Annotated in this window: 17 protein-coding genes; 5 read left to right on the top strand and 12 right to left on the bottom strand. The window is 66.8% G+C overall.

Going from position 1 to position 21,102, the window contains the following annotated elements; all coding sequences use genetic code 11:
* Positions 1–42 precede the first annotated feature (42 nt).
* The 3 genes from BACI349Y_RS09775 to leuS all read right to left on the bottom strand — a co-directional run bounded on the left by BACI349Y_RS09775 (position 43) and on the right by leuS (position 4,857).
* Entirely contained in the window at positions 43–1,110 is a 1,068-nt protein-coding gene (locus tag BACI349Y_RS09775) for a hypothetical protein (protein WP_236560788.1), read from the bottom strand.
* Positions 1,111–1,248: 138 nt separating this feature from the next.
* The gene (locus BACI349Y_RS09770) at positions 1,249–2,244 is read right to left on the bottom strand and encodes a DegV family protein (RefSeq protein WP_159631933.1); all 996 of its coding nucleotides are present in this window, start codon (positions 2,242–2,244) and stop codon (positions 1,249–1,251) included.
* An 87-nt stretch (positions 2,245–2,331) separates the two neighbouring features.
* On the bottom strand, positions 2,332–4,857 hold the full coding sequence (leuS, locus tag BACI349Y_RS09765) for a leucine--tRNA ligase (RefSeq protein ID WP_159631932.1): 2,526 nt from the start codon (positions 4,855–4,857) through the stop codon (positions 2,332–2,334).
* Positions 4,858–5,145: 288 nt separating this feature from the next.
* Here leuS and BACI349Y_RS09760 point away from each other — a divergent pair, with 288 nt between their 5' ends.
* Entirely contained in the window at positions 5,146–6,774 is a 1,629-nt protein-coding gene (locus BACI349Y_RS09760; RefSeq protein ID WP_236560787.1) for an FAD-dependent oxidoreductase, read from the top strand.
* A gap of 6 nt (positions 6,775–6,780) precedes the next feature.
* Here the strand turns inward: BACI349Y_RS09760 and glpK are convergent, their stop codons facing one another.
* The 3 genes from glpK to BACI349Y_RS09745 all read right to left on the bottom strand — a co-directional run bounded on the left by glpK (position 6,781) and on the right by BACI349Y_RS09745 (position 11,002).
* A complete protein-coding gene (gene glpK, locus BACI349Y_RS09755; RefSeq protein WP_159631931.1) occupies positions 6,781–8,295 on the bottom strand; it encodes a glycerol kinase GlpK in 1,515 nt (504 codons plus the stop codon).
* A gap of 42 nt (positions 8,296–8,337) precedes the next feature.
* Entirely contained in the window at positions 8,338–9,087 is a 750-nt protein-coding gene (locus BACI349Y_RS09750; protein WP_159631930.1) for an MIP/aquaporin family protein, read from the bottom strand.
* A 91-nt stretch (positions 9,088–9,178) separates the two neighbouring features.
* Positions 9,179–11,002, bottom strand: a complete 1,824-nt coding sequence (locus BACI349Y_RS09745; protein WP_159631929.1) for a glycerol-3-phosphate dehydrogenase/oxidase — start codon at positions 11,000–11,002, stop codon at positions 9,179–9,181.
* Positions 11,003–11,127: 125 nt separating this feature from the next.
* Here BACI349Y_RS09745 and BACI349Y_RS09740 point away from each other — a divergent pair, with 125 nt between their 5' ends.
* Genes BACI349Y_RS09740 through BACI349Y_RS09725 form a run of 4 tightly spaced genes read left to right on the top strand, consistent with a single transcriptional unit; the run spans position 11,128 to position 14,997 of the window.
* Positions 11,128–12,093, top strand: coding sequence for a sugar-binding transcriptional regulator (locus BACI349Y_RS09740; RefSeq protein ID WP_159631928.1), 966 nt, complete (start codon positions 11,128–11,130; stop codon positions 12,091–12,093).
* A gap of 19 nt (positions 12,094–12,112) precedes the next feature.
* Positions 12,113–12,982 (top strand): aldo/keto reductase, encoded by an 870-nt coding sequence (locus tag BACI349Y_RS09735; protein ID WP_159631927.1) that lies wholly within the window; start codon positions 12,113–12,115, stop codon positions 12,980–12,982.
* Between the two features lie 9 nt (positions 12,983–12,991).
* Positions 12,992–13,921 (top strand): alpha/beta fold hydrolase, encoded by a 930-nt coding sequence (locus tag BACI349Y_RS09730; protein WP_159631926.1) that lies wholly within the window; start codon positions 12,992–12,994, stop codon positions 13,919–13,921.
* Entirely contained in the window at positions 13,918–14,997 is a 1,080-nt protein-coding gene (locus tag BACI349Y_RS09725; RefSeq protein ID WP_159631925.1) for a glycosyltransferase family 4 protein, read from the top strand. Before BACI349Y_RS09730 ends, BACI349Y_RS09725 begins: the two co-directional genes overlap by 4 nt.
* On the opposite strand, the gene BACI349Y_RS09720 is transcribed toward BACI349Y_RS09725, so the two are convergent.
* From BACI349Y_RS09720 to mihF, 6 genes are all read right to left on the bottom strand, one after another.
* Positions 14,994–17,078 carry a primosomal protein N' gene (locus tag BACI349Y_RS09720; RefSeq protein ID WP_159631924.1) on the bottom strand — a complete coding sequence of 695 codons (2,085 nt, stop codon included), beginning with the start codon at positions 17,076–17,078 and terminating at the stop codon, positions 14,994–14,996. The genes BACI349Y_RS09725 and BACI349Y_RS09720 overlap by 4 nt on opposite strands.
* Before the next feature lie 125 nt (positions 17,079–17,203).
* Entirely contained in the window at positions 17,204–18,439 is a 1,236-nt protein-coding gene (gene metK, locus BACI349Y_RS09715; RefSeq protein ID WP_159631923.1) for a methionine adenosyltransferase, read from the bottom strand.
* Positions 18,440–18,515: 76 nt separating this feature from the next.
* Positions 18,516–19,754 carry a bifunctional phosphopantothenoylcysteine decarboxylase/phosphopantothenate--cysteine ligase CoaBC gene (gene coaBC / locus BACI349Y_RS09710; RefSeq protein WP_159631922.1) on the bottom strand — a complete coding sequence of 413 codons (1,239 nt, stop codon included), beginning with the start codon at positions 19,752–19,754 and terminating at the stop codon, positions 18,516–18,518.
* Positions 19,755–19,792: 38 nt separating this feature from the next.
* Positions 19,793–20,053, bottom strand: coding sequence for a DNA-directed RNA polymerase subunit omega (gene rpoZ, locus BACI349Y_RS09705; protein ID WP_026264487.1), 261 nt, complete (start codon positions 20,051–20,053; stop codon positions 19,793–19,795).
* 15 nt (positions 20,054–20,068) lie between these two features.
* Complete coding sequence (gene gmk, locus BACI349Y_RS09700; protein ID WP_159631921.1) at positions 20,069–20,662, bottom strand: guanylate kinase; 594 nt, start codon at positions 20,660–20,662, stop codon at positions 20,069–20,071.
* 44 nt (positions 20,663–20,706) lie between these two features.
* The gene (mihF, locus tag BACI349Y_RS09695) at positions 20,707–21,024 is read right to left on the bottom strand and encodes an integration host factor, actinobacterial type (protein WP_201302514.1); all 318 of its coding nucleotides are present in this window, start codon (positions 21,022–21,024) and stop codon (positions 20,707–20,709) included.
* Positions 21,025–21,102: the final 78 nt, after the last annotated feature.

Below are 21,102 nucleotides of genomic sequence, written 5' to 3'. Positions count from 1 at the left end.
GTACCGCCCTGGAGTTTGTTGGCGCAACAGGCACAGGCTGGTTTAGAAGTCGATGCCCTTGACCATCGTGACGAACTGTTCCTTGACCTGCTCTTCGGTGGGCCCCTGCGGCGAAATCAGGAGCTGTGCGGTGAAGATTGCCATGTTCTGCCCCCGGGCGACCATGAGGGACAAGATGGTGACCGGAACATCGCTCGGGGGCCTCAGGGACTTCGGTCCGCCTGGTTCCGAACGGATGATGAGAGTTGCTTTGTCGCCAACGCCCTGGATGTTGTGGCCATCCGGCGGCAACGGCCCTGAGAGCGCAGCAGCACCTCCCTGATGCAGTTCGAGGGCGAACACGAGCGAGTCCGGACCGGGTGTGCCCAACGCGCCGAAGCGGTACCGGCAGCTGCCCTCCCCCGGGAGAACTTGCGCCTGGGTGGTGGTACCAAAGGCCTGCTTGAGGGCATCAGCACTGACCAGGGCGCATACGGGGCTGTTTGTGGACGTCTGCGGACCGGTAGATGGCGCCGGCGGAACCCGAAGTTCAGTACCGTTGCCCCACCCGGCCTCGACAGCTGCCTGCGCCAGGGCGTGTGCGGACACGTTGCCGTCCGGTACCGGGGTTCCTGCTGCGATGGGCGGCATGGCCACGATGCGGAGGTCAAGGGATTCCTTGCCCTTGACGGCCTTGAGCACGGTGTTCGCCGAGGCCCCGCCGGGCTCGCCGCGGAACCATCCCGTCCACTGCATGCAGGCGAAGTCCCCAATGCCATCCACCACAGAGCAGTCGGGGGCCTTTTTCGCGTCGGTGATGTCGGCGGCCGATGCGGGCGAGATGAGCGAGACGGAGAGCGCAAGGACCTTCTCGTACTTGCTCATGTAGCTGCACAGATAGGCCGGACTTCCCGCCGGTTTCCCGTTTTGCCCCATCTGGACCAGGCCGGGATCGACCTTGGCAGCGATGGCAGGGGTGATCAGGTCGCAGGCCGGGTTCGCCGATCCGCTTGACGGGGCTTGGGTGGGCGATGGCTGGCGGCTTTCCTGTCCGCACCCGGCCAGGACGAGAGCCAGTAGGGCCGGGAGCGCAAGGACGGCCCGGAAAGTGCGAATTCCGTGAACACGCATGCTGGTCCTCCGGCCCTCAAACTGCCGTCCCGAACGGGAACGTCGCTGATGGGGCGACGCTACGGACTCCCGCGAATGGCCGCCAGAGGCCAAGGACCCTGCAGTCAGTGCGGCAGCAGGCCGCCCACAGTCACCCCGTCAGCTGGGGACAACACCGCCGTGAACCGTGGTGGTCCTGCCAACAATCACCGCAAGGACCCCAAGGCCGGCGTGCGCTGCCAGGACGGCAGGAAGGGAACTGATCTGGGCCGGAGGGCACTGTGGAAGGGCCGCCTCCAGCCGCACCGCCAGACTCTCCGCTTCCTCAGGATTGCCGAAGTGGTGGACAGCCAGGACCACGGAGTCGCCGGGATGCGCCTCCGCCTCCGCCACGACGATTTCCTCAAGCCGGGCCACAGCCCTGGCACCTGAGCGCACCTTTTCCAGCGGAACTATCCTGCCGCCGTCGACCGCCAGAATTGGTTTGATGGCGAGCATGGTCCCCAGGAGCGACGCCGCCGCCCCGATCCGCCCGCCGCGGCGCAACTGCTCAAGGGTGGGGACGTAGAAGAAGACCTTGGTGCGTGCTGCCTGGGCCGTTGCCGCCGCGGCCACCGCGGACCGGTCACCGCCGGCTGACGCTGCTTCCACCGCTGCCTGTACGGCCATGCCCTGCGCCATGCCCACCGTTCCCGTGTCCACCACGTCCACAGGAATCCCCAGTCTGGCCGCAGCCAGGCGCGCGGCGTCCGCGGTGCCGGAAAGTCCGCCCGAGATGTGGACCGAAACTATCCCTTCGTATCCCCGGAATTCAGCGGCCCGGTAGGCCTGCTCAAACTGCCCCGGTGAAGGCCTGGACGTCTTGACCGGCGTCCCCGCGGCCAGGGCCACGGCGATGGTCTCCAGGATGTCGTCTTCGCCCTCACCGTAGATTTCAGCGCCGACCATGACGGGCATCGGAGTCACCGTCAGGATCCCGTCCCGCGGCAGTCCGGCAACGTAGTCCGCGGGCAGGGCAGCAGCAGAGTCCGTGACGACGGCGGTGCGGGCGACAGGGCTGCCACCCGGACGCCGTGTTCCCGGCCGGGCCGCAGGACGGAGGCCCGACAGCCGGGCACGGACCCAAGGCCAGGCGGCGGCGTTACTGTCGGGCAAGGGGCCTCCTGGAGACGCTGTCCGGCTCAACCGGCACCGGCCGCCGGAAAGTTTCCGGCGGCAGGTGCATCACTGCGGGTGCAGCAACTAGGCCGGAACGATGTTGACCAGCTTAGGCGCCCGGACGATCACCGTGCGGATGCCCCGGCCATCCATGGCGCGCTGGACGTTCTCCGACGCCAAGGCCAGTTCGCGCAGCTGGTCTTCGGAGACGTCCGGGGACACCTCCAGCCGGTCGCGGACCTTGCCCTGGACCTGGACGACGGCGGTGACCGTGTCCTGGACCAGCAGGGCGGGGTCGTGGGACGGCCAGCCGGCGTTGGCAACCGATGCAGGGTGGCCCAGCAGGTTCCACATGTCCTCTGCGGTGTACGGCGCGAACAGGCTGAGGATTACGGCAACCGCCTCCGCGGCCTCGCGGACTGCGGGATCCGCTGCGCCCGCACCGGAGTCGATCGCCTTGCGGGTGGCGTTGACCAGCTCCATGAGCTTGGCCACCACCACGTTGAACTTGTTGGCGTCCAGCAGTTCGGCGGCATCGGCGATGGTGCGGTGCGTTACCGAACGCAGCCCGCGGTCTCCGGCGGCGGCATCCACTCCAGGTTCACTGGTGACGTCCTGTGCCAGGCGCCAGGCTCTGGCCAGGAACTTGGCGGAACCGGACGGCGACACGTCGGCCCAGTCCACGTCGTCCTCGGGCGGGGACGCGAACACCATGGTCAGGCGGACAGCGTCCACGCCGTATTTGTCCAACTGCTCGCCGAGGTCAACGCCGTTGCCCAGGGATTTGCTCATGGCCTTGCCGCCGTTGAGCACCTGGCCCTGGTTCAGCAGCGCACTGAACGGTTCGTCGGCATCGATCATGCCGAGGTCGTGGATGACCTTGGTGAAGAAGCGTGCGTAGAGCAGGTGAAGGATGGCGTGCTCCACGCCGCCCACGTACTGGCCCACCGGCATCCAGTCATTGATCTTCTGCGGATCGAAGGGCCCCTCGGTGTAATGCGGGGAGACGAAGCGCAGGAAGTACCAGGACGAGTCCACGAACGTGTCCATGGTGTCGGTGTCCCGCTTGGCGGGCCCGTGGCAGGTGGGGCATTCCACATTGACCCAGGACTCCGCCGCAGCCAGCGGCGAGGTGCCCTTCGGTGCAAGGTCCTCACCACGGAGGTCCGCGGGCAGGGTAACGGGCAGCTGCTCATCGGGCACGGGGACTTCACCGCAGGACGGGCAGTGGATGATGGGGATGGGGGTGCCCCAGAAGCGCTGGCGGCTCAGCAGCCAGTCGCGGAGCCGGAAGTTCACGAACTTCTCGCCGCTACCCTGCTGTTCCAGCATGGCAATGGCGGCAGGAATGGCCTCAGCCTTGGGCAGGCCGTCCAGCGCGCCGGAGTTGATCAGGGTGCCCTCGCCCGCTGTCGCGGTGCCGGAGACGGCCGGGTCTTCTTCGCCGGTGTCCAGGACAGCGCGGACCGGCAGGTCGAAGGTCTTGGCGAAGTCGAGGTCGCGCTGGTCGTGGGCCGGGACGGCCATGATGGCGCCCGTACCGTAGTCCGCCAGGACGTAGTCGGCGGCCCACACGGGCAGCTTCTCCCCGTTCAGCGGGTTGATGGCGTAGCGGCCGGTGAAGACGCCGGTCTTCTCGCGTTCCGTCGACTGGCGTTCGATTTCCGAGAGTGCCTTGACCCGTTCACGGTATTCGTCCAGGGCCGCGGCGTGTTCGTCCGTGACAAGTTCGACGGCGAGCGGCGCGTCCGCAGCGACCACGAAGAACGTTGCCCCGTACAGGGTGTCCGGGCGGGTGGTGAAGACCGTGACGTCCTTGGCGGGCCTGCCGCCATCGGCCTCGATCACGAAGTTCACGTGCGCACCCTCGGAGCGGCCGATCCAGTTCTTCTGCATGGCCAGGACGCGTTCGGGCCAATGGCCGCGGAGCTCGTCCATGTCATCCAGCAGGCGGTCCGCGTAGTCGGTGATCTTGAAGTACCACTGGTTCAGGGACTTCTTGGTGACGGTGGTGCCGCAGCGCTCGCAGGCGCCGTTGACAACCTGCTCGTTGGCCAGGACGGTCTGGTCCTTGGGGCACCAGTTGACCGGGGAGTTCTTCCGGTATGCCAGGCCACGCTCGTAGAAGCGCTTGAACAGCCACTGCGTCCAGCGGTAGTACCCGGGATCGGAAGTGTGCAGGCGGCGCGACCAGTCGGCGGAGATGGCGTACCGCTTGAAGGAGGCTGCCTGGGTGTCGATGTTGGCGTACGTCCACTCGCTGGGGTGGGCGTTGCGCTTGATGGCAGCGTTCTCCGCAGGCAGGCCAAAGGAGTCCCAGCCGATGGGATGCAGGACGTCGTAGCCCTTCTGACGCAGGTAGCGGGCCACCACGTCGCCCATGGCGAACGCCTCGGCGTGGCCCATGTGCAGATCGCCCGACGGGTACGGGAACATGTCAAGCACGTAGCGGCGCTCCCGCGACCCGTCGTCCACCGGGGTGAAGACCTTGAGGTCGTCCCACACCTGGGGCCATTTGGCCTCCATGGCGGCGAAACTGTAGGTGCCCTCTTCAGGCTCCGCCGATACTGTTGTTGCTGTTCCGGTCTCTGTCTCCGGCTGAACGCCCACTGCTGCCCTCTTCTGTTCTGTTACGGCATCTGTGCTGCCATAACGGCCTGATCCTCCTGCTGCCGGCCCGGCGCCATGCCCCGGACACACAAAAGCCCCTCTCCATGGAGGGGCTGCCGCTCAGCTGTCCGATAATCGGAGCCGGCGGCTAACTAAGCAGAAGGATCGCACGCATGGATCTACTTTAGCGCACCGGCACGTCCCCCGCCTCAGCCAGGCCGAACGGCCCTTTGCATTGGCCGGGGCAAGTGCGCATGATCGTCCCACAACGTTGGGAGGCGGCACACCATGTCAGAGGAAACCACCGCCGGGCCTGCTGAAGGACAGCCCCTCTCCCTGTGGCTGGCAACCGCCGGCGCCACCGATTTCCCGCAACTTCATGGCACCGTGGAAGTGGACGTGGCAGTCATCGGCGGAGGCATCGCCGGGCTGACCGCAGCACTGGCCCTGAAACGTTCGGGACACTCGGTGGCAGTCCTGGAGGCCGGCCGGATCGGCACGGGCGTCACTGGCCACACCACCGGCAAGGTGACCTCACTGCACCGCCTCGCCTACACGGACCTGCAGCGCAGTCACGGCGTTGCAGCGGCCAGGAGCTATGGATTGGCGAACCAGGCGGCGGTGGAGTACATCGGTGCGGTGGTGGACGCTGAGAACATTTCCTGCGGTTTCCGCCGGGTCGCCAACTACACCTTTGCCGCAGGCCCTGACGCGCTGCCACAGGTGCGGGCCGAAGCCGGGCTTGCGGCGGACCTCGGCCTTCCGTCAACGTTCACCGCCGACGTTCCCCTGCCGTTTCCCGTAGCCGGTGCCGTACGGTTTGACGGCCAGGCCCAGATCCATGCCGTCCAGTACCTCCAGGGGCTCGCCGGACGGGTGGACGGAAACGGCAGCTTCGTCTTCGAACGCACCCGTGCACTGGAGCTGCGCGAGGGCCGTCCCGTCACGGTGGCCGCCGCCGACGGCACCGTGCTCGCCCGGGATGCGATTGTGGCCACGAATGTTCCCTTCGCCGACCACGGCCGATTCGAAGCACTCTGCCGGCCGCACCGCTCCTACATCGTCGCCGCGCCGATCGATACCCCTCCCCTGGACGCCACCTTCATCAGCGCGGATGAGCCCATGCGTTCGCTGCTGACGGTCCGCCTCAACGGGGTGACGTACCTGCTGACGGGCGGCGAGGGCCATCCCGCGGGCACGCAGGTAGACCCGGCACCGCGCCAGGCGAGCCTGGCCCGTTATGCGCGCGTCCAGTTCGGGGCCGGCGGCGTGGCCTACCGTTGGTCCACCCAGGACGCGCTGCCCCTCGACGGCGTGCCCTACGCCGGGCCCCTGAACCCGGACTGCCGGCACGCGTTCGTCATCACGGGCCTGCGTAAGTGGGGCCTGACCAACGGTACGGCCGCGGCGCTGATGCTGGCGGATCTGCTCAACGGCACGCCCAATGAGTGGGCGGCCCTGTTTGACACCAACCGTGCGACGTCGCGGGCCGCCACGGCCCCAGGGCCACCAGCAGCGCCCGGGGACACCGTTCCCCGGCAAAAGGCCGCACGCCGGACAGCGGACCTTGCTCCCGGCGACGGCACTGTCATTGAAACGGACGGGACCAGCACCGCGTGCTACCGGGATCCTGCAGGACAGGTCCACGCGGTGTCCGCGACCTGCACCCATCTTGGCTGCACTGTCGGATTCAACCGGGAAGACCGCACGTGGGACTGCCCCTGCCATGGGCTCCCGCTTCGATGTGGACGGCAAAGTCATCCAGGGGCCGGCCACCGAGGACCTGCCGGGGCGCCCTGCGCCGTGACGTGCCCGCACGCTGCCGGCCGAACCCGGCCTGGCACAAATCCCGGAAAGGTCCGCCGGACACGGCAGGGGCCGCCCTGCCTTTCCAGGCAGGGCGGCCCCGAGGTGTGAAGGACGTTACCTGACGTCCTCGTCCACCCACTCCATGGACTTGGTGACGGCCTTCTTCCAGAGACGCATCTGGCGTTCCTGTTCGGCCTTGTCCATCTGCGGCTCCCAGCGCTTGTCCTCGGACCAGTTGGCCGAGCACTCGCCCAGGTCCTTCCAGAACCCGACGGCCAGGCCTGCCGCGTAGGCAGCCCCCAGCGCCGTGGTCTCAATGACCTTGGGACGGATGACCGGGACGCCAAGGATGTCCGCCTGGAACTGCATCAGGGCGTCATTGGCAACCATGCCGCCGTCGACCTTCAGCTCGCTCAGCGGCACGCCCGAGTCAGCGTTGACCGCGTCCAGCACCTCGCGGGTCTGGAACGCGGTGGCCTCCAGCGCTGCGCGGGCGATGTGGTTCTTGTTGACGAACCGGGTCAGGCCCACAATCGCACCCCGCGCATCGGAGCGCCAGTACGGGGCGAACAGGCCGGAGAACGCCGGGACGATATACACGCCGCCGTTATCCTTGACCGACGCGGCAAGGGTTTCCACCTCGGGGGCGCTGCTGATCATGCCCAGGTTGTCACGCAGCCACTGGACCAGTGAACCGGTGACGGCGATGGACCCTTCCAGGGCATAGTGCGGTTTGGCGTCGCCCAGCTTGTAGCCCACCGTGGTGAGGAGCCCGTTCTTCGAGTGGACGATTTCCTCGCCCGTGTTGAAGATCAGGAAGCAGCCCGTGCCGTAGGTGTTCTTCGCTTCGCCGGCGTCAAAAGCGGCCTGGCCAAAGGTTGCGGCCTGCTGGTCGCCCAGGATGCCCGCAACCGGTGTCTCGCGGAGCAGCTGGGAGCTGTGCACGGTGCCGTACACCTCGGAGGAGGACTTGATCTCCGGCATCATGCTGCGCGGTACGCCAAAGATGCCGAGGATCTCGTCGTCCCACTGCAGGGTTTCCAGATCCATGAACAGGGTGCGGGACGCGTTGGTGACGTCGGTGACGTGGACGCCGCCGTCGACACCGCCCGTCAGGTTCCACAGGACCCACGCGTCGGTGTTGCCGAAGACCAGGTCCCCGGCCTCTGCCTTTTCCCTGGCGCCGTCAACGTTGTCCAGGATCCACTTGATCTTGGTGCCGGAGAAGTAGGTGGCCAGGGGCAGGCCCACCTTCTGTTTGAAGCGGTCTGCCCCGCCGTCCTTGGCCAGCTGGTCCACGATGTCCTGGGTGCGGGTGTCCTGCCACACGATGGCGTTGTAGACCGGCTTGCCCGTGGTCTTGTCCCACACCACGGCGGTTTCGCGCTGGTTGGTGATGCCGACGGCGGCAATATCGTGCCGCGTCAGGTTCGCCTTTGAGAGGGCCGAACCGATGACCTCGCGGGTGTTGTTCCAAATCTCCGCGGCATCGTGCTCCACCCAGCCGGCCTGCGGGAAGATCTGCTCGTGTTCCATCTGGCCGGAAGAGACGATCGCGCCGCTGTGGTCGAAGATGATGGCGCGGGTGCTGGTGGTGCCCTGGTCAATGGCGATTACGTACTGGTTCATAATGACGTCCTTGTCTTGTTGTTCGGACTGGGTGCCGGGGGTTTAGGAAGCGGCGGTGACGATGATCGGGGCGATCCGGGCAACAACTCCGGCCAGGGCGCCGCCGACAAGCGGCCCCACCACCGGGATCCAGGAGTAGCTCCAGTCACTGGAGCCCTTGCCCTTGATGGGAAGCACTGCGTGGGCAATGCGGGGTCCGAGGTCACGGGCGGGGTTGATGGCGTAGCCGGTGGGGCCGCCGAGGGATACACCGATGCCGACCACGAGCAGTGCAACGGCCAGCGGGCCGAGCCCCGAGGGGGTGCCACCGAGGGTGAGGATGACGAAGACCAGGACAAAAGTGCCGATGATCTCGGTGATCAGGTTCCAGGGGGTGGACCGGATGGCCGGGCCGGTGGAAAAGGTCCCGAGCTTGCCGGCAGGCTCCGGCTCGTCATCGAAGTGCTGCTTGTAGGCCAGCCAGCAGACCACGGCGCCGAGGAAGGCGCCCAGAAGCTCGCCCCCAAAGTAGGTCAGGGTGGAGGCGAAGTCGACGGCGACTCCCGGAGCGTATTCCGGCTTGCCGTTGAGCAGCAGGCCGAGGGTGACGGCCGGGTTGAGGTGCGCGCCCGACTTGGCGGCGACGAAGACACCCGCGAAGACGGCGATTCCCCACCCCCATGTGACCATCAGGAAACCGCCGTTGTTGCCTTTTGTCCCCCGCAAAGCCACGTTGGCAACGACGCCGCAACCCAACAGGGTCAGCATGCCCGTGCCAAAGACTTCGGAGAGGAAGACTATTCCTAGAGACATCTTTGACTCCTTCTTTGTTTAGTTGTCGGTCCTCCGCGGGTGAAGGACCGTGGGGCCGGGACGCTGGCACGCCCCGGCCGGCCGCCTGGCCTTAGGAGACCAGGCTGTGCGTTTCCACGCGGTGGAAACGCTGCAGCACGTCCTGGGCGTGCTTGATTTCAGCGGCGCGGGTTGCGCTGTCCCACTTGAGCGGGACGGACAGCACCTCCGCCACTTCGTTGAGCAGCTCTCCGGTCACGAGCCCCCGGAATGCAAGGGAGGTGCGCCGGACGAGGACATCCACCAGGTGCCCCACCTGCTCGTTTGCCGCCATGAATTCCAGTTCGCGGACGCTGAGTTCCCGTGTGGACCGCAGGGCCTGGTCAGGCTCGGCATCAAGGTATTCGATGACGGCTTCGGCCCGGGTCCCGTAACGCGTCAGCAGCCCGGCCGTGCGGTCTGCGTCGCGGCCGGCGGCCATGTGGGCCTTGATCCACTTCTGAACGCGTGCTTCGTCGGCCGGGAAGCCCGCACCGCCGCCGATGGGAAGCTGCGCGGTCGAAAGCCTGCGCTGCACGCCGAGTTCGGTGAGGACATCGTTGGTCAGGTGTTCTGCGAGGGCGCGGAAGGTGGTCCACTTGCCGCCCACCAGGCTCAGCACGACGGCGCCGGTTCCGTTTGTTCCGGACGCGCGGCGTTCGATGCGGTAGTCCCGGGAGACAAACCCCGGCTGGGTGGCGTCATGGCTCGGCAGGGGGCGGACGCCCGAGAACGTATAGACGATGTCGTCAGGGGTCACGTCGATGGACGGGAAGACGTGGCCGATGAGGTCGAAGAAGTATTCGATTTCCTCGTCCGTGCAGATGGCGTCCTCTGACATGTCCGCGTCGACGTCCGTGGTGCCCACAAGCACCCGGTCACCCATGGGGTAGATGAGGACAATCCGGCCGTCAGTGTGCTCAAAGAAGATTTCCCGGCCCCGGCAGGCGGCGAGCAGGCCCGGGTGGTCCAGCACGATGTGGGAGCCCTTGGTTCCGCCCATGAAGGCGGAGGCTGCGCCCATGGCCCCATTGGTCAGGTCCACCCACGCCCCGGTGGTGTTCACGATGATGTCCGCCGTGAAATCGAACTCTTCCCCGGTGAGTTCGTCGCGGAGCCGGACAGTGCTCCCCCGGCCGGTGCCCGGGTTCGGGGTGGAAGACATGGACTGCAGCGAGAGGTAGTTGCTGGCACGGGCCGTGTCACCCTGCATGCTGGTTCCCTGCGCGTTGCCTGCCCGGCCCGCCTTCTCGCCATCCTGCAGGACGTCGAGGGTCAGCCGCTCAGGGTTGTGGACCGAGGCGTCGAAGTAGGTGGCGGTGTACTTGACGTCGGGCCGGAGGGCGGGCAGTTCCTGAAGGGCTGCCTTGTGGGTGCGGAACTGGTGCCGGGGCACCGTGCCGCCGTCGCGGGAAAACGAATCGTAGAGGCTGAGGCCCGCCTTGATGAGGAACGCGCCGCGCTCCTTGGGCTTGCCCTGTTGCTTGTGAGTGAGGAAGCGCAGCGGCGCGGAGAGGATGCCGGAGAAGGTGCTGAAGATCGGGATGGTGGTCTGCAGCGGCTTGACGTAGTGCGGGGCGATCTTCAGCAGGCGGTTACGCTCCACCACGGATTCCCGGACCAGGCGGAACTCCCCGTTTTCGAGGTAGCGGATGCCACCGTGGATCATGTGTGAGGACGCGCCGCTTGCGCCCTGGCAGTAGTCACCGCGCTCCACGAGCGCCACATCGACGCCCTGCAGTGCCAGGTCACGGAACGTGCCCACTCCGTTGATGCCGCCGCCAACCACCAGGACTTTTGCGTGCGGCCGGCGCCGCAGGCTGTGGACCGATGCGCGTTCGGCTCCTGGCCGGGGCGCACTGACAGATGGTTGGACAGTTGAATCCTTGGGTCCCAAAACGACTCCCTTGGGGCTTTGTGCGATGCGGTCACCGCTGGGTGGCGCCGCCGTTCTGCTCTATTGTTTGGAGAAATGGAAAATGGAGTCAAGCACTATGCACAAACGTGCAGAACGGAAGTGAGATGGCACTTTCCCGGGACCAGGATGCCCTCCGAGCTGCACAAATGTATTACCTGCAGGACCTCACCATGGATGCGATCGCCCGCGAGCTGCGGACGTCCCGGTCCACCGTTTCCCGGCTTCTGTCCTCGGCACGGGAGTCGGGACTGGTGCAGATCCAGATCCGCAACCCGCTGGACACCGGACCCGAGCTGGAGGGCATGATCCGGCGCCGGTACAACCTGGATGTCCACGTGGTTCCCATTCTCGGAACACTCAATGAGGCTGAGACCCTGGACCGGGTGGCCATGCAGGCTGCGCGGACCATCGGACCCCTGGTGGACTCCAACGCCATCATCGGCGTGGCCTGGGGATCGACGCTCAGCGCAGTGAGCCGGCACCTCACCCGGAAGATCACCCACGACAGTGTGATCGTCCAGCTCAACGGGGCCGGGAACATGCACACCACAGGCATTACCTACGCAAGCGACATCATGCGCCGGTTCGGCAGCGCCTACGGGGCACGGGTGGAGCAGTTCCCCGTCCCGGCGTTCTTCGACCATGCCGCCACCAAGACAGCCATGTGGAACGAGCGCAGCGTGCAGCGCGTCCTGGAACTGCAGGCAAAGATGAGCATCGCCATATTCGGCGTCGGATCCGTGCACGCCGACTATCCCAGCCACGTGTACGCGGGCGGGTACCTCGACGAAGACGACCTCAATGCCCTGGCCAACTCAGACGTGGTGGGCGACGTTGCCACAGTGTTCTTCCGGGCCGATGGGTCCTCTGACGGGATCGTCCTGAACGAACGGTCCACCGGCCCATCCCTCGCCCAGCTCCGGGAGGTGCGCCGGAGGATCTGCGTGGTGTCAGGGGTCTCCAAGATCAACGGCCTGCGCGGGGCACTGGCAGCACGGCTCGCCACGGACCTGATCCTCGACGAAGCCACCGCACGCCGCCTGGTGGATTACGAGGGCCTCACCAGCTGAAGTGGGTAGAGTCGTTGCCATGAGAACCTCACCCCGGCTCAGCCTGAACAACGGCGTGCTGATAGACCAGCTCGGCTTTGGGCTGTACAAGGTGCCGGCAGCAGACGCGGAAGGGCTGGTGGCCACCGCGCTCGCCGCCGGCTACCGGCACTTCGATACCGCCGCCATGTATGGCAACGAAACCGGCGTGGCGCGCGGCATCAGTTCCCAGCTGGACGCGGGGACCGGCAGCGGCGGCTCAGGCGAACTCTTTCCGTCCGTGACCCGCGAAGACGTGTTCATCACCACAAAGGTGTGGAATGACCACCACGGCTACGATGCAACGCTGCGCGCCTTCGACGATTCCATGGTCAACCTTGGACTGGATTATGTGGACATGTACCTCATCCACTGGCCGTGCCCCCGGCGGGGCCTGTTCCCCGAAACCTACCGCGCCCTGGAGACGCTCTACCGGGAGGGCAGGGTCCGCGCCATCGGCGTCAGCAATTTCCAGCCCGCCCACCTTGACCGCCTGCTGCAAAGCGCCGAGGTAGTCCCCGCCGTCAACCAGATCGAACTCCACCCATGGCTGCAGCAGGAGGAACTGCGCAGCAAGCATGCGGAACTGGGCATCCGGACCGAAGCGTGGAGCCCGCTGGGCCGCGGCCAGGTGCTGGCCGATCCCGTCATCCAGGCCTGCGCCGCCGAGCACGGCCGGACCCCGGCGCAGGTGATCCTCCGCTGGCACATGCAGCTGGGACATATTGCCATCCCCAAGGCCAGCTCTGAAGCCCGGATCCGGGAGAACCTCGACGTCTTCGGTTTCGAGCTCTCCGGGCGCGACCTGGTGGCCATCAAGGCGCTGGACCGCGGGCAGCGGACCGGGTCGCATCCGGACAACGTCAACTAGGCCTCCGCCATGGATACCGTGAACCCGGGGCCTTCCCCTGCGCCTGCGTACCTGAGTGCCGGCCTTGCCGCCCGCACCTCCGCGTCCACCGTGAGCATTGACGGCAGCACAGTGGCTTTTTGGACCTATGAGCCCGTCGAGGAGACCCCGGAAACCCGCACCATCCTGGTGGTCCACGGATTCCGCGGCGACCACCACGGACTCCTTCGCGTGGCCGACCAGCTTCCGGACATGCGCATCATCATGCCGGACCTTCCGGGCTTCGGCAGTTCTGACGCATTTGCCCGGGGCCCCCACTCCGTGGAGCGCTACGGACAGTTCATCAGCGGCTTCATGGCCAGCCAGGGCCTGGGGCCGGACACCGTGCTGCTGGGACACTCGTTCGGGTCCATCGTGGCGTCGCACTTCGTGGCCAACAACCCGCAGGCCGTGCGTCCCCTGATCCTGATCAACCCCATCGCAGCTCCGGCTTTGGAGGGTCCGAAGGGTGTGATGACCCGCCTGGCCGTGCTGTACTACCAGCTCGCGGCACGGCTTCCCCGCGGCCCGGGACTGGCTCTGCTGCGCAATCCGCTGATCGTCCGGGTCATGAGCGAGACCATGGCCAAGACCCGCGACCGGGAGCTGCGGGCCTTCATCCACGGCCAGCACTACGCCTACTTCAGTTCCTTTGCCGACCGGGACAGCCTTCTGGAGTCCTTCACCGCCTCCGTCAGCAACCATGTGGCGGAGGTGGCCGGCCAGCTGGACCTGCCCGTGCTGCTGGTCGCCGGCGAAAAGGATGAAATCGCCACCCTCCCCAACCAGCACCGCCTCCTGGAGCTGCTTCCCGACGGGGAGCTGAAGGTGATTCCCGGCGTCGGGCACCTGATCCACTACGAGACGCCTGAGCCGGCCGCCCGTTACATCCGCAGCTTCCTGAAGGACCATCCCGCGTGAAGATCGTCATTGATGCACGGTTCACCCGTACCGACCACCACGACGGCATCAGCCGCTATGGAGCCAGCCTGATTACTGCCACGGCAAAGATCGCGGACGTCTCCATGCTGGTGTCCGACGAGCGGCAGCTTGCCCTGCTGCCGGACGTTCCCTACACGCTCATCAGCAGCCCGCTCTCGCCGCTGGAACTGTTCGTTGCCCGGCAAGTCAACGCCACAGGAGCGGACGTGGTGGTCTGCCCCATGCAGACCATGGGCACCTGGGGCCGGAAATACGGGCTGATCCTGACCCTGCACGACCTCATCTATTACGAGCACCCCGCTCCCCCGGGGTTCTTGCCGGCCCCGGTCCGGCTGCTGTGGCGCCTCTACCACAAGGCTTTCTGGCCCCAGCGCGTGCTCCTCAACCGGGCCGATACCGTGGCAACGATCAGCCAGACCACGGCGGCGCTGATGGCCAAATACCGGCTGACGCGCAGGCCCGTGCGCATCATCGCCAACGCACCGCAGCCGGCGCAGGAACCCCGCGACCCCGCCGCCGGCGCGGACAAAACGATCATCTACATGGGGTCGTTCATGCCGTACAAGAACGTGGAAACCATGGTGGCCGGCATGGCCGGGCTGCCCGGCTACACCCTTCACCTGCTCAGCCGGATCACGCCGCAACGCCGGGCTGAACTCGAAGCCATCGTGCCTGCGGGCGCCTCGGTGATGTTCCATAACGGTGTGACCGATGCAGAGTATGACGGGCTCCTGCGACGGGCCACTGCCCTGGTGAGCCTGTCCAAAGCGGAGGGGTACGGCCTTCCGCTGGTGGAGGCGATGGCGGTGGGTACGCCCGTGATCGCCAGCGACATTCCCATCTTCCGCGAAGTCGGGGCGGACGCCGCGCTGTACGTGGATCCGGAGTCCCCCGGGCAGTTCGCGGACGCTGTGGGTCAGCTCCAGGACGACGTGCACTGGCAGGACATGTCCCGGCGTTCGATTGCGCGCGCGGCGGAGTTCAGCTGGGACGAGTCGGCGCGCCAGCTGGTGGATGCCGCGCATGAGGTCGTGGCGAAAAGGCGCCGGGCCTAGAGGACGTCCACGCCATCGAGCCGCAGCTGCACGGGGTCCAAGGTCCGCTTTGCAGCCACGGCTGCCCGGGTAACCCGCAGGACTCGGACGACGGCGGCAGCCTGGCCGTACGGGAAGAACAACAGGGTCCGGACGTCCTCGGCCGTGCGCCTGCCGGAGGGCGGTGCGGTGAGCAGCAGCGGCGCGGGGCCAGCCGTACGCACCGCGATGCCCGAGCCAGCCAGGTCCGCTTCCACCGCACCCGTGTAGTGTTCGACGGCGGCCCGCGGCCCTGTCACCGATGCGATGCGCACCGCCGGTGGAAGCTGCAGTTCCATCCGCAGGGACAGTTCACGGTGGGCGTAGCCGGCCGGATCCCACCGCAGCAGCGCCCCCGTGGCAGCGGTGTCCGTAGCCGTCACCACCACCAGTCCTTTGTCCGGGGCGGGACGCACCAGGGCGGCTGCGTTGAACCAGCGGCGCACGGTGTCCTCGCCCGCGCGGAGGGTTTCGCGGCGCAACAGGGAATCGCCGTCCAGCAGCAGCGCGGCAGCGTACCCGCCGTTTGCCACAGGTTCGGCCCCCACCGTGGCCACCACCAGGGCCTTGCCGGCACCCACTGTGGCCTTCACCTGGTCCCCCGAGGACGTGATGACCGTCGTCCCGGGAAACGCGCGGCCAAGCTCTTCGGCGGTTCGCAGGACGCCGGTGGCCCCTTTTCGCAGCCGCCTGCCACCGCAGTGCGAGCACTTCCAGTCCGGGGCGGGGGTGGAACACCAGCGGCATTGGGGCAAAACGGAGGTGCCGGCCAAAGCCAGGGGCCCCTGGCAGTGCGCGCACCGGGCGGGTTCACGGCACGTCTCACACACAAGGGAAGGTGCATAGCCCGCCCTGGCGACCTGGACCAGGACGGGACCACGCTCCAGCCCCTCCTTGGCCGCCTGCCACGCGGCATGCGGCAGGCGGGCGATGGTGGCCAACGGGTCCCGGCCCTGCTCGAAGCTGTCGGCAGTGCTGACGACGCGCGGAACCGACGCACGGACAGTGGACCGCCCGGCCTCCACGGGGACGGCCCAGCCGGCCTCCACCAGGCGCTGGACTTCGGTGCTGCGGGCGTGTCCGGCAAGGAGGCAGGACGTACCCTCCTGTTCTGCCCGCAGGAGCAGGACCTCCCGGGCATGGGCATACGGTGCGCGCTGCTCGATGTGGAGGTCGTCGCCGTCGTCCCAGCAGGCAACCAGCCCCAGGTCCTGCACCGGGGCGAAGGCCGCCGACCGCGTTCCGATCGCAATTTTGGCCCGGCCGGCCAGCAGGCGCAGGAAGTTCCGGTAGCGCGGCGTGGGACCGTCGTCGGCCGTTAGCCTGGCCACGGCCTCCTCCGGCACCACGCCCTTCAGGGCATCCTCGAGGCGGTCCAGGTCCCGGTAGTCGGGCACCACCAGGAGCGCGCCCCGGCCTGAGGCATAAGCGGCAGCTGCGGCCTGCGCCAGCAGGTCCGGCCAACCGGTGGGCCCGTACCCGTGCAGCGGATTGATAACGGCGCGGGGGGCGCCCCCTGCGGCCAGGTGCCTGAGGAAGGCAGCGCCGGTGCGGTACGGTGCCCACGATGAAACACCCGGGGCACCTGGCAGAGCGGGGACGCCTTCCGCTTCCCCGGTGTCCAGGGACGCAGGGTAGTCCTTCTCCAGCCTGGCAACCCGGGGCGGCACCGCAAGGCGGAGGACGTCGCTGACGGTGCCGGCATACCGTGCAGCAACGGCAGCAGCGAGGTCCTTGACGGCAGACGTGAGGACCGGAACCGGCGACACCACTTTTGCCAGCGGCACCAGGGTGTGTCCGGCGTCGGACTCAGCGACCCGTTCAAGGAGGAATCCGTTGAGGTCCTGGCCGTTGAACTTGACCTTGACCCTGACACCTGGCTGGGCTGCCTGGTCCAGCGCAGCCGGGACCGCATAGTCAAAAGGCCGGTCCAGATGGGGCAGCGAAGACTCAACAAGGACCCGGGCCACGGGAAGGTGCCCTGCCACGGCAACGCCAGTGGGCAGGGTGCGGGCCGGGAAGCCCTGCAGCAGGGACGGCTGCACGGAACTGTCAGCAACCACTGCGGTTACCTCCGTTCAGCTGCCGGGTTGGACAGGGACAGCAAAACACGGGGCACTGACAGTGGGCTTCCAGCCTGCCCCAATGGGATTCCTGCCTGCGCCGTGGGACTGCAGCTGCAGCGCGGCTAGGCGTTGAAGAAAGCCTTCAAATCATCCACCCGGTCAAGGCGTTCCCACGTGAAGTCGGGTTCGTCGCGGCCGAAGTGCCCGTGGGCAGCCGTCTTGGCGTAGATGGGCCGCTTCAGGTCGAGGGCGTCGATGATCGCCCTCGGACGGAGATCGAAGATTTCCGCGATGGCTTCGCTGATGCGGGCCGGGTCCACGGTCTCGGTGCCGAACGTCTCCACGTAGGTTCCCACGGGCCGGGCCTGGCCGATGGCGTAGGCGATCTGGATCTCGGCACGCTTCGCCAGTCCTGCGGCCACCACGTTCTTGGCGACCCAGCGCATGGCGTATGCAGCGGAGCGGTCCACCTTGGACGGGTCCTTGCCGGAGAAGGCGCCGCCGCCGTGGCGGGCCATGCCGCCGTACGTGTCGACGATGATCTTGCGGCCGGTGAGGCCGGCGTCTCCCACGGGGCCGCCGATAACGAACTCACCCGCAGGGTTGAGGATGTTCGCGGTGCGGGAAATGTCCAGGTTGGCGGCGGCGAGGACCGGCTCAATGACGATGGCGGCGAGGTCGGCGCGCAGCTGCTCAAGGCTCGCACCCTCGGCGTGCTGGCTGGAGATCACCACGGTTTCAACGGATACCGGAACGTCTTTGTCGTAGCCCACGGTGACCTGGGTCTTGCCATCCGGGCGGAGGTAGGCCAGTTGACCCGTCTTCCGGACGTCGGTGAGGCGTTCGGAGAGCCGGTGGGCCAACCAGATGGGCGTGGGCATGTAGGAAGGGGTCTCGTCGCTGGCGTACCCGAACATCAGGCCCTGGTCGCCCGCACCCTGGAGGTCATAATCGTCTTCCTGGCGGCCTTCGCGGGCTTCCAGAGAGTTGAAAACGCCGCCGGCGATGTCATTCGACTGTTGGCCGATGGATACGGACACGCCGCAGCGGGCACCGTCAAAACCGTTGGCTGAAGAGTCGTAGCCGATGCCGAGGATGGTCTCGCGGACGATCTGCGGGATTTCGACGTAGGCGTCGGTGGTGACTTCGCCCGCCACGTGCACCAGGCCGGTGGTCGCCATGGTTTCCACGGCAACACGGGATTCGGGGTCGGCGGCCAGGAGCGCGTCCAGAATGGCGTCGCTGATCTGGTCACAGATCTTGTCCGGGTGGCCTTCGGTGACCGACTCGGACGTGAAGAGCCGGAGCGCGGAGGGCGTGGCCCCATGGGACTGGGGAAGGTGCAGCGGTAAAGTCACTCAACTACCTTACTGGTTGGAGCACGCCGGCCCTGCGGGAGATGTCTTCCCGCGAAGCAAACGTGGTGCGGAACACTCAGGTCCGGGGTGAAACCCGGTTCAGTTCAAAGCTGATGCGGGTAATGATGGCCTCGGCAACCTCAGTCTTGGTTCCCGACGCTTCCTGTGGTTCGGAGCCGGAGCGGGAGAGGATGACCACGGAGTTCGAGTCCTGCCCGAAGACCTTGTCCGTCCCCACGTGGTTGACCACCAGCAGGTCGCAGCCCTTCCGCTGCAGTTTTGCCTCCGCATACTCCAGGACGTCGCCCTCGCTGTCCCCGGTTTCCGCGGCGAAGCCGACGATGAGTTGCCCGGCTGCCGACGCAGCGGCATTGCGCTGTTCCACGAGCTCCTGCAGGATGTCCGGGTTGCGGAGAAGGGTGATGATGGGATCTGCGGTATCGTCCCGCTTTTTGATCTTGGTGTCCGAGACATCGGCCGGGCGGAAGTCGGCCACGGCGGCGGACATAATGACGACGTCGGAGTCCGCAGCGGCGTCCAGCGCAGCTTCCCGGAGCTGCAGGGCGGTCTCCACGCGGACCACCTCCACCCCGGCCGGGGGCGCAACGTCCATGTGGGCGGCCAGCAACCGCACGGTGGCGCCGGCGTTCCGGGCAGCGACCGCCAGGGCCACGCCCTGCTTGCCGGAAGAGCGGTTGCCCAGGAATCGTACGGGGTCCAGCGGTTCGCGGGTGCCGCCGGCGCTGATGGTTACGGTGCGGCCCGCAAGCGGCAGCTGGTAATCGGACTGTCCCTGGACCAGCGCCATGGCTGCGTCGAAGATCACCTGCGGTTCCGGGAGCCTGCCCGGGCCCGAGTCTGCGCCGGTCAACCTGCCGGAGGCCGGCTCCAGGACGGCGGCGCCGCGGCTGCGGAGCGTTTCGACGTTGGCGCGGGTTGCCGCGTGCTGCCACATTTCGGTGTGCATCGCGGGTGCGAACAGCACGGGCCCGTGCGCCATCAGCAGCGTGTTGGTCAGCAGGTCCCCTGCCTGGCCGGTGGCAGCTTTTGCCAGGAGGTCCGCCGTGGCCGGTGCCACAACCACCAGGTCTGCCTCATGGCCCAGGCGGACATGGTTGACCAGGTGCACGTCATCGAAAACGCTGTTGCTGACCGGGTTTCCGGACAGCGCCTCCCAGGTGGCGGTGCCGATGAAGCGGGTGGACGCCTCCGTGGGAATCACGGTGACGTCATGGCCGGCTTCAGTAAAAAGCCGGAGGAGCGATGCCACCTTATAGGCGGCAATCCCTCCCCCGACTCCGAGGACTATGCGCACGTGACCTCCGTCAACAGCAAGTCAGTTCAGCGGCAGGATTACTCTGCGGCTTCGATCGGCGTGGAAACCAGCTTGCCTTCGTTGATCTCGCGCAGTGCGATCGAGAGCGACTTTTCGTTCAACTTGGTGTCGACCAGGGGGCCGACGTATTCGAACAGGCCCTCGTGCAGCTGGGCGTAATAAGCGTTGATCTGACGAGCGCGCTTAGCACCGAAGATCACCAGGCCGTACTTGGAATCAGCTACCTTCAGCAGATCGTCGATCGGCGGGTTGATGATGCCTTCAAGGTTCGTGGACACGAATTCTCCAAATTCCTAGCGGGCTGACGGTTCCGGCAGGTGTGGATGCGGTGTCAGCCCCATGAGTGAAACAAGCTCGTCCGCTGCCCGGCGGACGTCGTCATTGATGACGGTATGGTCGAACTCCGGTTCAGCAGCAAGTTCCAGTTTAGCGGTTTCCAGGCGCCGCTGCTGTTCTTCGGGAGTTTCGGTGCCACGGCCCACCAGCCGGCGCACCATCTCGTCCCAGGTGGGCGGGGCCAGGAAGACGAACTGGGCGTCCGGAACGGCTGCCTTGACCTGGCGTGCACCCTGCAGATCGATCTCCAGCAGCACGGACCGGCCTTCCGCGATGGCCGCATTCACGGTGCTCTTCAGCGTGCCGTAAGTGTTCTGGCCGTGCACAACAGCCCACTCCAGGAGTTCACCCTCGGCAATGAGCTGCTCGAACTCCTCCTTGCTCTTGAAGAAGTAGTGGACACCGTCCACCTCGCCCGGCCGGGGCGCCCGGGTGGTGGCTGAGACGGAAAGCCAAACCTCCGGATAATTGTCCCGGATATAGGTGGACACGGTGCCTTTGCCAACAGCCGTCGGACCTGCGAGGACTGTCAGTCCAGGTTTCTTGCTCACGTATTCCTTTTGCCACGGTTGGGGAAGGGCAGGCGCCGCCTGCCTCAGTGCTCGTCTATAAAATCTACCAGCGCCCGGCGCTGGTGGACGCCCAGGCCCCGGACCCTGCGGGACGCTGCGATCCCCAGCTGCTGCATGATGGCTGCGGCACGCACCTTTCCGATGCCGGGCAGCGCTTCGAGCAGTTCAGAAACCCGCATGCGGGCCAGGGCGTCGTCCTCCAGCGCGGAGCTGATGATGTCCGCCGCCGACCTGTCGCCATTCCGGAGGCTTTCCTTGGCGGCGGCACGGGTTGCCCTGGCTGCTGCCGCCTTGCCCAGGGCGTCGGCCCGTTCAGACGCAGATAGAGGTCGCAGGACCATCACGGACACCCCCGAAGTCGGCGGATTCATCCAAGGGCGGCCGCCCTTGGACCTGTCCTGAAACTACCCTCTGGTGCA

Source organism: Arthrobacter sp. 8AJ (genome assembly GCF_902506025.1).
Classification (GTDB): domain Bacteria; phylum Actinomycetota; class Actinomycetes; order Actinomycetales; family Micrococcaceae; genus Arthrobacter.
This window is presented reverse-complemented; position numbering and strand designations above follow the sequence as displayed.